This window comes from Legionella sp. 39-23, from assembly GCF_001897665.1.
Classification (GTDB): domain Bacteria; phylum Pseudomonadota; class Gammaproteobacteria; order Legionellales; family Legionellaceae; genus Legionella; species Legionella steelei.
On sequence record NZ_MKTO01000024.1, the window covers coordinates 1 to 11279 of the forward strand.

Below are 11279 nucleotides of genomic sequence, written 5' to 3' on the forward strand. Positions count from 1 at the left end.
CCTTGATTACGATATCCTTGGTCGACCACAAGGCCTTCAATATGAAATCTTGTTATTTCGGAAACAAAAAGATAACTCTTAGACCAAGCAATCCAACCAACAACTTTTCCAGCAATTTCCGCAAGAAGGACACCGTAATGCAGTTCACTAGTAAATAGCTCTAGTCGTCTTTGCAACTCCTTAGACGATTGCGGATAACCCAATTGCTCCATTAAAGGGTGAAGATGTTGAGCATCATCAATTAATGCTTTGCGGATAATCAGTTCAGAAGGCACTTTATGCCTCCAGATTAACTCTATCCCCGGATAGATTAGGAGATGAAATCACCAAAAAAGAAACCAAATTTCCAGAACTATTTTTCACTTTATGGGTTATCCCTGCTTTAATACTTATTCCTTCCTGTTCCTGTAACATCTGTTCATAGTCTTCAAACTCAATAACCAATTGTCCTTGCAAACAATAAAAAAATTGTTCTGTTTCCTGATGATAATGTTTTACCTCAAAACTGCCTGAGGGCATCGTTTCATAAAGAACGTTAAACTGACCATCATTTTTTAACCACCATGCATCACAATTTTGTCCCCACTTAAAATGAGGCGCATTGTTTATTGAGACAACCTCTTCTCTCACCGAAGATTCTGATACAGGCAGTTTTGGTTTTTGACTTAAGCTCGAGACTGAATCACCATTTAAGAGTCCGATTTCTCTTGTTGCCTGAAATTCTTTCCGCAAAAAATAGAATATAGAGTTTTTCTGAAACCCATGCCGTTCAAACTCAAGTTCAAATCCTAATTTTTTATAAAATTCTATTGCTTCCCAATCCATAGTATTAACTGTTGCAAAAGCACAATCTTTTTCATTGCCATACCTCAATGCCGCTTGCATGAGCTTTGTTCCCCATCCTTGATGTCTGATGGACTCACTCACCCAAAGATTATCGATATGAAGACCTCCATAGAGGGTTCCACCACTACAACCACCAATAATGCTATTATCTGCATCACGAATAAAGCATGCAAAGAAATCTAAGGATTCGAATCCTCTTTGTTGTTTGGCGTACTCCTTAATTCCATTTGTTAATATTTGAACATCATCAGGGTTTGGATTTTCTAAAAACGATAATTTTAAAGTCATCTCATTTATTCCACTGTAGGAGGCCAGGCACCATGCTCCACATAACTTGCCTCATCACTGCCTGACCAAGGTGGCATAGTAACGCAAATAAACACCAAATCTGCTGCATCACTTCGATATTGAAAATGTGTTCCCAAGGGAATATCGATGCTGACTCCAGCAGTTAAAGGGGTAATGCTCTCTTCATCGTTCAACTTACGCCAAATAGTTCCTTCCCCAGAAAGGACATGCCAAAATTCAGATACAGTTTTATGACGAACTGCTTTGGAAATTGTGCCTGCCTTCAAAGTACAGTGAGCCATTCCACCTAAATGATTATTCATCAGCAATCGAACCTCAGCTCCTGCTGGTGAAGTGTGTTGATATTCTTTGGGTATTTCTTGTGTATTCATTTATGCCTCTATTAAACCAATGCTCTCATCAGTTTTATCAAGTGGTTATTTCTTCATTTTTAATTTTGAATCGTAACGCAAGTAGTATCTGCATCTAAAGTAACTACTTTGCCAATTGGAAGAATGCAATTTTGCTTACCATGTCCATAGGAAAACTCTTTAATACAAGGGACTTTTAATTTAGAAGCCCATTCATTGATTACATCTTCTACCGTACCATCGCTCTGATTCGACTTCTTACTTTTACATTGTTCAAATGTACCAAAAATAACGCCGGAAACTTCATCAAAAACTCCTGCTAAATCTAATTGTGAGAACATGCCATCAATATTATAGGGCTCGACGCCAACATCTTCTACCAACAAAATACTTCCTTTAAAAGTAGGCATGTAAGGCGTGCCCATTAAATTAGTCATAAGGGTTAAATTGCCACCAAGAAGAGTACCTCGGCTAACGCCTCCATGAACCTTTATTCCTTTGCGAATTGTGTACTCTTGGCCTAACAAAGAAGAAAATAATGTTTTTTTAACTTGGGTACTTAAATGAATGGTCAAAGTAAACCCTGTATAACTTACTAAGCCAGTGTTTTTAAATAGGCCTAATTGCAACGCTGTAGTATCACTAAACCCGAATAATGGTTTTGGGTTTTTCTTAATCAATTCATAATCTAAGAAAGGTAAAAGTCGTTGCGAACCTTGTCCTCCTCGGGTTGCAATAATTGCTTTCACTTCTGAGTCTATAAAGAAATCCATCACATCTTGTGCACGGTCACGGTCTTTACCAGCTAAAAATCGTTCTGATCCAAACATATGCTTTGCATACTTTACATTAAATCCATTCGACTTTAATAAATGAACTCCTACTTCTATTGCTTTTTCCGTAATAGGACTCGAGGGAGAAATAAGCCCCACGATATCTCCTCTTTGCAGTGGTTCTGGACATAGAATATTCATTTATTACCTCAATTATTTTCTGCACTCAAAAACAATACTTTCGTCTGTTTCATTAGGCGATGCGCTTCGGTCAAATGCTTTAACCGTTCGTACATTGCTAAAACCAACCTCATTGAGCAAATTGAGCAAGAAAGAAGTGTCTTGATAAATTCGAATTTTGTATTCCTCAACCTCTGTTTGAATTATACGGTTGTTATCAATCAGTTCATATTTACCTATAGAGTAACAAATCTCCTCATCGAGCATAACTAATTGGCTGAGTAGGATGATTGTGCCATCTTCTTTTGGCCATCTTGTGCCTCTCCATATACCTAATTCATTAGGAACCGCATGAAGTGTTTCTACTTCAAATACAAAAAGTCCTTTATCTTCCATATGTTCATAAATGGTTTTTAAGGCTTTTTGAATATCAATCTTTTCTGTGATGAGACCAAATGAACCGCTGGGTATAAAAATTAAAGAATATTTATCGGTTTGCTTTAAATCTTCAATAAAACCATGCCAGGCTTTTGGCTTAAGATTTTTGCTCTTTGCTTTTGCATGCAGTCGTTCTAGCATTGGCTGACTTGCGTCAAAGCCATGAACATCAAATCCTTCTTCAGCCAAAGGCAGTAAAAATCGACCTGTGCCGCACATAGGCTCTAAAATCAAGCCTTTAGCCTCTGCGGCATAGCTTCGATAGAATGAGTATTCATCTTGTGGTGCATTAGGTTTACTTAAATCATATACTTCAGTACAAAGGCTCTGATAAGTTTCCAGTTTTTTCATGGGTTCCTCATTGAAATCCAATACCATTAAATATTCGTCATAGAAGGTACCATTAATTTTAAGTGCTTTAGGTTCGGTACCATAAATTCGAAATCCTTGCTTTTGATAAAAAGCGCAGGCCACAAAATTACTTACTACACAGGTTAGGTGCAATTGAGTGACGCAGGTCCTTGCATGCTGTATCAGGGTTTGAATTAATGCTGTTGCAATACCTTTTCCTCTGTATTCAAGACGAGTATACATACCCCAAAGTACACCTCGGTGTTTGGTTTTAAGTGAAATAAGCGTATAGAATCCAACACAAGACACCAATAAATCGTCAACAAAGACACCCAATACATATCCTTTACTTAATCCATGTTGAAAATCAGCATCGGACATAAGCACTTCCTCTTCATAAGAAGAGCCAAAGCTTTCAGGTGAATTCTTTAGCGCTTCTAATCGAAATGATTTCCATAGTTCCCAGTCTTCTTGCATTACCCTTTTTATCTTCATAAACTGATCTCCATCACCGTTACAGGATGAGATTTAAATTCATCCATACCGATTTTTTTCCACCCAAGGCGCCTATAATACTCAGGTATGGTAGGATCAAGAGCAAACAAGTACAGTTTTTCAAAGCCAAGTTCTTTTGCTTTCTCGACTGCGGCATCAACTAATATTTTTCCGATCCCCTGTTTTTGATATTTTGGATCAACCACCAAATCACCAATCCACGGCCCTAAATCTGGTCGAATATCTTCGTTTAATTGCAAAGTACAAGAACCTACAGGAATTTCATCGTATAGCGCAATGTAAGTAAAAGGCATCTCTTGGTTCAGCTCTTCGTAATACAAAGATTCAATTTCTTCAATTCCGATCTCTGGCATCCAGATTTTACCTAAAACTTCATGCCAAATCTTAGCAAGCTTTGGAATACAGTCTGAATATTGTTTTAGGTAGGCTATTGTTATCATCATAATACCTGTAAAAATGGATTATTCCTCGCACTCGTGGCAAGGCGTTCCTTGATGAAACACCATTTGCCAACGATTGTGTTTGTATTGCCAGAGCGAAGAACGTAAAGAACTTTTTGAGGCAACAGTAACCTTATAAGTTGCCAACATGACTTCAGGCGACACCTCTAAAACTGAAAAATCATTAACCATATAGCTTCGTTGCTCTTCTTCTGGAAGAGAATCAAGTAGGTCGTTCTTATTGTAAATTGAGCCAGAGGCCCCATACTCGATAAATTCATCAGCAATCAATAGTTTCAGTTGCGCAATAGATTTTCTCGTTTCCGACCTTAATAGAGAAATTTCTAGCTCATAAATCAATTGGTGTTCTTGTTTCATAGCGATTTTCTCATCAAATAAACGTTGAAATCCAAAAAACAATTATGCTCTGTCATGGATATGACAAAATACCCAAGCTGTTCATAAAAAGATCTTGCCTGAAATTCGGCCGTCTCAATGGTAATCACTTGGCAATTCTTTTGTTTTGCAAAAATTTCCAGTTTTTCCATGAGATTTCGTCCTAATCCTTTTTGTCTAAAATCCGGATGAACCCAAATGCAATCGACATAGCAATTGGCTCGAGTGACATCCCCATAACAACCTGCTAAAACGGTCCTTTTGTCGATAGATTTTATGTAGATGGTAAAGGGAGTATGATTGTAAGCACCAATCATTTCTTCATTGTAGATCTTTAAGCCGTCAGATAAAATGGCAGTGATTTCTTGGTTGGTTCGTTCTTCGAAACAAATCTCATAGTCATTGTTCTTGGCTAAAATTATAAGCTCTGGTATTTTTGCATCTTCTGGTGCATCGGAATGATAACCGCTCCAAAGAATACCTCCATAAGGTTGTAGTATTTTTTCAACCAACTTTTTTAAATGAGTTGAATCACCTTCCTTATAAACTCGATTAAAACTTTCAGAAAACTCCCTGGCTAAATTGGGATTTTCTTGATGCAAATAGCGAATGATTGATTTACCATTGGCGCACCATTTATTTTGAGCTCTAAAATAAAATTGAGACAATGCTTCAAAAAGCCATGAGGCTGAGGCAATTTGTTCTTCATAAGACTTAGGAGATAAAATATCTTCTAAGACATCCGTAATTAAAAAACGCTCTTTATCAATTTGATTTTTATCCCAAGAAAGAGGTCCGCGCTTTAAGTAAAGATGGGCCTCCTCTCTAATCCCGTTTGAAAAATCGCTAGCTGGCATCATATCTTTTCCCGACAAAATCATTTGAATGGTTCCTGAAATACCGGAATTTATTCTCGATTCTTCAAAAAAATAACGAATGGATTCTCTGTCGTGTACAAAAGCATCAATAGGCCAACCTTCATAAACAAAGGCTTCACGATAAACTCTGATTAATTTTTCATAGACGATTACGAGATCTAAATCTGAGACTTGGGTTTCTTCCCCTTGAGAAACCGAACCGGCCCAAAAAACAGCACGTGCTTCTGAGTAACGTTCATGAATTAACTTTTGAATTGTTTCTTGAGGTGAGCAACGCATGTAATCTGTTTCCTTTTTTTTCGCTAAAATCACCTGATTTCCAGGTTGATCTATTTTATTTGATCAGTCATTTCGACATTACCATCAATCGGTAAATCTTTTTCGCATTTTTTACTTTGTACTTTTTCTTCTTTTGCAACAACGACGTGACGGTGATTTGGCAGAAGTTGGGCATTCAATTCTTGCAATGCAGAACCAATAATTCCTTTTTGTGGCTTTTTATAACGATAATACAACCATCCTTTCTGTTCTAACCATAAGCAGAACCGATTAAAAACATATGCGGTAAACAGAATCCCAATCAGATAAATAAATAATCTCATAATTCTCACTATTTCATTAATTTTCGCCAAACTCAAAAAAGTCTGGCGAGTTAAAAACCATCATTGATGTGTTTCTAGTGCTTTACTTATCCAAGCTGATGCTTCTGCATTGAACAGTAATTTAATATGCCATGGCTTTATCATCTCCTGAGGAGGCGGCATTGTTTTTAAGGCTTTTACTTCATGCTCTTGTCGCGAAATTTCTTGCCATAATAAAATACCGATTAAGTAATCTCTATTTCCTGCAGCTAAATAATTATCGATTAAGTCTTTCCATTCTTGAGCAAGCCTTTTCCCATGCTCTCCTTCAGGTGGAGAGTTCATGTTATCGATGATTTGGTTGTACAGATTATTCCAACGCTTCAATGAATAGGCCATCATCGCACGCGACAACCAATAAGCACCTTCCGGGGTGATTTCCAATTGGGTTAGTCTCCCAGATTGTATGCTTTCCAAAAGACTGGCTCCCAATTTGACTTGCTCAGTAAAAAATTTCTTCATTTTTTTTGATAAATCTTCCATAACAGCAGCAATTCGCTCACCATCTGGTCCTTCAGGATCACCTACCTTTTGTTGGTTCATTTCCTCAATAATAGAATCTCTAAGTGCAAATTCTTCAGGAAATTGCTCGTAAAGAAACAAGTAGTCTTCAAATTGAGAAACAGTTAATTGTTTTCCAGCCCACGTTTTTTTCAATTTATCTCGTAGATTTTCTGTCATTTTATACCCCTCTATGAGTAACAACAAATCTTGCCAATTAGGAAACATTGATGCAGAACGGCTTTTTAGAATTTCTTCAAGCACTTGATTCACTTTCAGTAAATCTTCACTTTGCTTTCTGATTACTTGGTGTTGTGCTTGCAGGTGAGCATAAACGTTGGAATGTTTTTGCAGAATATCCTTTATTTTGCTTAATGAAAAACCAAAATACTTCAAAGCAATAATCTGCTGTAACTTTGCCAAATCCGGCTCGGTGTAACAGCGGTAACCATTGGGCTCAAGATAAGAGGGTTGTAACAAACCTATTTTGTCATAATGCCGCAACATGCGAACCGATGTCTGAGTTAACTCACTGATTTCTTTTATATGCCATTTTGTCATCATGTCTCCTCCCAAGATTGAGAATAGGGCATGACACTATGTTAGGGTCAATAGTCAAATTCAAAACCTGTTATCCAATGAGTTTTTTACCAAATAATGGTGTAAGCACCATTTGCATCATTCCATGATGCCACTCATCGAGTGGCTTTACTCCTGATGCTGTTTCCGGAATCTGTCAATAAAAATGAATTATTCCGTCTTGTCTAGGCGTGCCTTCTTAAGCACTCATTTATCGAATAATTAAATATTCTTTTATTATTCTTGTTCAAATGCAGTATAAAATTTGAGAAAAGATGTTTCAGGCCAACAACGTTTTAATTCAGCTAACATGGCTTGAGCCATCGCTCGTAAGTAGGGTAAATGTTGATAAGCATTGCTACTATCTATAAATGCTTGCAACCTCGATAAAACCCTAGGTCTAACCCAGTTATCTTCTTCATTCCATAAAGAATCCTTCGGTACAGGACCTGAAGGTCCAATCCTATCTTTTTCCCAAGTTGAATTAATAAAAGGTATCGTTTGTTGTAAAAGCCAAAAACCGCAGGCATAGGTATAAGCTTGATTGTATTGTTTATCATCAGTTGCTTCTGAAATCGTTTGTTTGAGTTCCTCCCTATAGATTTGTTCCATATGCTCAATAACATCCGTAGGAATGGCTTTAGCACACCAGCACGTTGGCATACTCATTCGCAAATAAGTCCCATCTAACAAAGCATTACGCACAACACACCATTCAAAATCAATAAGCTGCAAATCTTTAGTTTCTGCATGATCAAATACATTATCAGGACAAATGTCCCCATGAGTCAGAACAGTAAAAGATCCGGGCTTTATTACATATTCAATTAAAGATTTCGCTTCTTCAATGCATTCATGAGTTAAAGTTAAGCCTAAATTTTTATTTGCCAATCCCAGTTTCGGTAATAAATCATTCAATGCGAAATTAAGCTCATCATCAACCGTTTCCGCCTCAGGATGAATCATTTGCAAAATTTGTTCATAAAGCCCGGTATTTCCAAAACTTGCTGCATGAAAACTTCCCAAGGCTTTCATAAAACGGGTCAATGCAGCAATAGCTTTTTTGCGATCAGCTACAGTAAGTGAATCGACTAAACTAACATGCTGAACTCCTAAATCTTCAATCAGAATAAATCGATACTCTTTACTTCCACCAAAAAACTTTGGGACATTATGCTTGTTTTGCTTAATCTCAGAGGCAAATTCAAGACCTGCCCAATCCCTTGCAAATCGTGCATAAGCTTCCTCATCATTAGCATCGGTGTCTTCTCGTAAAGATTGTTTTAAAATAATACTTTCAGGGATTTCTTTCGTTTGGCTTGATAAAAAGAGTCTTACTATGCAATTTCTCCGTTCAGGCTCACTTAAAAACTGAGTGGAAATTATCTTAACCTCTGCATCAAATCTCTTATTTAATATATAGGTGATTTTATCAAGAAGATTAGAATCAAGAATTCTGTGTTCATTTATGGAGCTTGCTTTCATCTTTTAAACCTAAGTTGGGATCAAGGAGCTTTATTTCTATGCGTTCTTTTCCGCTGCCAATATTAACCCTTTTTAGGGCAATGAATCCAACTTCCGCGGTTGATTGTACATGTGTTCCACCACAAGAAACCTTACAAAATCCTTCAATCTCCCAATAACGTCTTTGACTCTTCTCATCAGAAAACCCAGTGCGAATAAGCATATCTTTTGCAATAATTTGATTGTATTCAAACAAAAGAGAGTCAAAAATATCCGAGATATTGTGCTGATAGCTAAAGTCGATTCTAGCCTTATGTTCAGCAATATGCGCACCTATTTTTTCAATGGGAAGCATTCTTTGAACAAGCTCTAAGATTAATTCAGCAGCAAAATGAAGACGCATCAATTTGTAACGACGAACAAAATCGATTTCCATAAGGACAACATCTCCTTCAGAAAGTCCATGCCCCGAAGGTAACGTATAATAAATCAAGTGATTTTCTATTTCAGAATGAGTGACCATCAGGCCATTCACGAGAACTGTATCACTTTCTTGACCACCGGAAAACGAAAAACCAATAGCCTCTGCAAAAAGTAGTCGATTCTCATTTACCGACACCACCTTAGTCATTAATTGGCATTGATAGGGATTATCCCAAAATAGTTTTTGCATAACTTACTCTCTAATCTTTACCACTATCCCATTGGTTAGCTGCTTAAGTGTTTCAGGAGACAATGAAAATACGGCATTGGGCGTTCCGGCTGCGGCCCAAAGGACTTCATGGCATAACAAATCTTCATCGATAAGAACCGTATTAATAACATTTTTGTGGCCAACTGGAGGGACCCCACCAATCGCAAAACCAGTTATTTCTCGTGTAAAATCTGCATCAGCCTTCCCAATAGATTCATTGATGAGATTCCCAATCAGGCTCTCATTCACACGATTAACACCACTTGCTAATACCAATATCGGCTTGTTGGTTTTTTCAGTGCAAAATAATAGTGACTTCACAATTTGAGCAACACCACAACCCAAAGTATCAGCAGCATCTTTTGCAGTGCGTGTGCTCGAATCAAGTTCCTTGATCTCACACGATAGACCCTTTTGAGATAAAAAATCCTGTATGATTTGCGCGCTTTTACTTAAATTTTTACCTTTATTCATCATGATCACTTACTTATCATCGCCACAAAGAACACTTTCTAGTAAGCTCTGTTACCACATCCCAATCCCCAAATAAAACAATGCCATAGTAAATCAGATCGTTCTCTTTAACCTCTGCCGTTCTTTCAATTTGCTCTTGATAGGTACCCACAGTCATCGTATCGGTAAAATCATTAAAAAAAACATTTTTTGCTAAAGCATTCTGGCGTAATGTTCTAATTTTGTTGGAGTTCTCACAAAGAATGATAAAAGGTATTTCTGAAATATAAGGGTGAGATCCTCCATCTGCATCTCGATAATCGGTTAAACGCAGTTCTTCTTCACCAATTACGGAACCTAAACCAATACACATATGAGCAAGCGCATTCATCACTTTTCCTGGCTCAATACGCTTATTAAGTACCGCAACCAGTTTGTTTTTAAAAGGGTGTTCAACCATACAGTCCTCCACAATTTACTTCACAATTCGTGCGTTATAACGCATAATAAACCAGTATATACTCGTGCGCTAAAACGCACAAGCTTTTTATTAAGAGACATCATGCAAGAAATTTCAAAACGTATTGCAAAAACATTAAAATCATTAAGACAAGAACGAGGTTGGAGTTTAGAAAAAACAGCGCTTGAAACCGGCGTTTCTAAAGCGATGCTCGGGCAAATTGAACGAGAAGAATCAAGTCCAACGATTTCTACCTTATGGAAAATTGCGAGCGGCTTTCAAGCCTCCTTTTCTTCGTTTATTGAAGACAGTCTGGATAATTCAACCAATCCTGCTTATAGGGCGGGACATGCTGAAACCTTGCATCCAGATGATGAAAAAATACGAGTACTGCCTCTATTTCCTTTTGATGAGCAGTTACATTTTGAATTGTTTGTTATTGAGTTATTGCCCGAATGTGAACATCTTTCACCTCCACATAAACATGGAGTCATTGAGCATGTCATTGTTGTGGATGGAACCATTGAGCTTTTGTTAGGCGGGAGCTGGAAAACACTTTCTAAAGGAGAAGGGCTTCGTTTTAATGCCAATCAACCGCATGGCTACCGGAATCCAACCAATGAACTATCGCGCATCCATGATATTATTCATTACCCACCCCAATATAAATCGCCTTAATCGATTATGGTACATAAAACAAAGGCGTTAATGCCATAGTTTTTAAGTCATGAAGCCACTCATTGCGTGGCTTTCCTCCTGGCGCTGTTTCTTCAAACCAGTTGTATTTACACCAAAGGTAGATATCCAAGCTTTTCATTTGCGAAAAATGATTCATTTCTTTTAATTCGTCTGAACTCAATGGCCGGATTTGCCTATACCCTTCTATAAACCATTCAAACAAGGGTTTCCAGAGAGGCCATGGCTTATTGCATAAGTCCAAAAAAGGTTTAGCGATATCGGCAAGATACCAATGATAAACTGGCTCATCAAAATCAATCAGATGAACGCTC

General features: G+C 37.5%; 15 protein-coding genes and 2 pseudogenes. 1 reads left to right on the plus strand and 16 read right to left on the minus strand.

The window, feature by feature from the left end:
• The 15 genes and pseudogenes from BGO44_RS09790 to BGO44_RS09860 all read right to left on the minus strand — a co-directional run.
• A partial coding sequence (locus BGO44_RS09790) for a GNAT family N-acetyltransferase (protein WP_286823126.1) occupies window positions 1-275 on the minus strand: 275 nt, incomplete at its 3' end.
• A gap of 1 nt (window position 276) precedes the next feature.
• Complete coding sequence (locus BGO44_RS09795) at window positions 277-1134, minus strand: GNAT family N-acetyltransferase (RefSeq protein ID WP_058478632.1); 858 nt, start codon at window positions 1132-1134, stop codon at window positions 277-279.
• Window positions 1135-1139: 5 nt separating this feature from the next.
• Window positions 1140-1526, minus strand: coding sequence for a cupin domain-containing protein (locus tag BGO44_RS09800; protein WP_058453043.1), 387 nt, complete (start codon window positions 1524-1526; stop codon window positions 1140-1142).
• 59 nt (window positions 1527-1585) lie between these two features.
• Window positions 1586-2479: a S66 peptidase family protein gene (locus BGO44_RS09805; protein WP_058478633.1), complete on the minus strand. Its 894-nt coding sequence runs from the start codon at window positions 2477-2479 to the stop codon at window positions 1586-1588.
• A gap of 12 nt (window positions 2480-2491) precedes the next feature.
• Window positions 2492-3247 carry a class I SAM-dependent DNA methyltransferase gene (locus tag BGO44_RS09810; protein WP_058478661.1) on the minus strand — a complete coding sequence of 252 codons (756 nt, stop codon included), beginning with the start codon at window positions 3245-3247 and terminating at the stop codon, window positions 2492-2494.
• A 42-nt stretch (window positions 3248-3289) separates the two neighbouring features.
• A pseudogene (locus tag BGO44_RS09815) lies at window positions 3290-3742 on the minus strand (GNAT family N-acetyltransferase); the annotation flags it as partial.
• Window positions 3739-4203, minus strand: a complete 465-nt coding sequence (locus BGO44_RS09820; protein ID WP_058478634.1) for a GNAT family N-acetyltransferase — start codon at window positions 4201-4203, stop codon at window positions 3739-3741. The pseudogene BGO44_RS09815 and the gene BGO44_RS09820, both read right to left, overlap by 4 nt.
• Window positions 4204-4224: 21 nt before the next feature.
• Window positions 4225-4581, minus strand: coding sequence for a nuclear transport factor 2 family protein (locus BGO44_RS09825; protein ID WP_011212577.1), 357 nt, complete (start codon window positions 4579-4581; stop codon window positions 4225-4227).
• On the minus strand, window positions 4578-5756 hold the full coding sequence (locus tag BGO44_RS09830) for a GNAT family N-acetyltransferase (protein ID WP_082650883.1): 1179 nt from the start codon (window positions 5754-5756) through the stop codon (window positions 4578-4580). Before BGO44_RS09830 ends, BGO44_RS09825 begins: the two co-directional genes overlap by 4 nt.
• Window positions 5757-5806: 50 nt before the next feature.
• Window positions 5807-6079, minus strand: coding sequence for a hypothetical protein (locus BGO44_RS09835; protein ID WP_058453040.1), 273 nt, complete (start codon window positions 6077-6079; stop codon window positions 5807-5809).
• A 60-nt stretch (window positions 6080-6139) separates the two neighbouring features.
• On the minus strand, window positions 6140-7183 hold the full coding sequence (locus BGO44_RS09840) for a MerR family transcriptional regulator (protein WP_082650879.1): 1044 nt from the start codon (window positions 7181-7183) through the stop codon (window positions 6140-6142).
• Window positions 7184-7435: 252 nt separating this feature from the next.
• Entirely contained in the window at window positions 7436-8683 is a 1248-nt protein-coding gene (locus tag BGO44_RS09845) for a phosphotransferase (RefSeq protein ID WP_058478637.1), read from the minus strand.
• Window positions 8661-9335 carry an alanyl-tRNA editing protein gene (locus tag BGO44_RS09850; protein ID WP_058478638.1) on the minus strand — a complete coding sequence of 225 codons (675 nt, stop codon included), beginning with the start codon at window positions 9333-9335 and terminating at the stop codon, window positions 8661-8663. The genes BGO44_RS09845 and BGO44_RS09850 overlap by 23 nt, the downstream gene beginning before the upstream one ends.
• Window positions 9336-9338: 3 nt before the next feature.
• Window positions 9339-9830 (minus strand): YbaK/EbsC family protein, encoded by a 492-nt coding sequence (locus BGO44_RS09855; RefSeq protein WP_058478639.1) that lies wholly within the window; start codon window positions 9828-9830, stop codon window positions 9339-9341.
• Between the two features lie 16 nt (window positions 9831-9846).
• The gene (locus tag BGO44_RS09860) at window positions 9847-10269 is read right to left on the minus strand and encodes a DUF2000 domain-containing protein (protein ID WP_058478640.1); all 423 of its coding nucleotides are present in this window, start codon (window positions 10267-10269) and stop codon (window positions 9847-9849) included.
• Window positions 10270-10371: 102 nt separating this feature from the next.
• Between BGO44_RS09860 and BGO44_RS09865 the strand changes: the two genes are divergently transcribed.
• Window positions 10372-10947: a helix-turn-helix domain-containing protein gene (locus BGO44_RS09865; protein WP_058478641.1), complete on the plus strand. Its 576-nt coding sequence runs from the start codon at window positions 10372-10374 to the stop codon at window positions 10945-10947.
• Window positions 10948-10951: 4 nt separating this feature from the next.
• Here BGO44_RS09865 and BGO44_RS09870 read toward each other — a convergent pair.
• A pseudogene (locus BGO44_RS09870) lies at window positions 10952-11279 on the minus strand (phosphotransferase enzyme family protein); the annotation flags it as partial.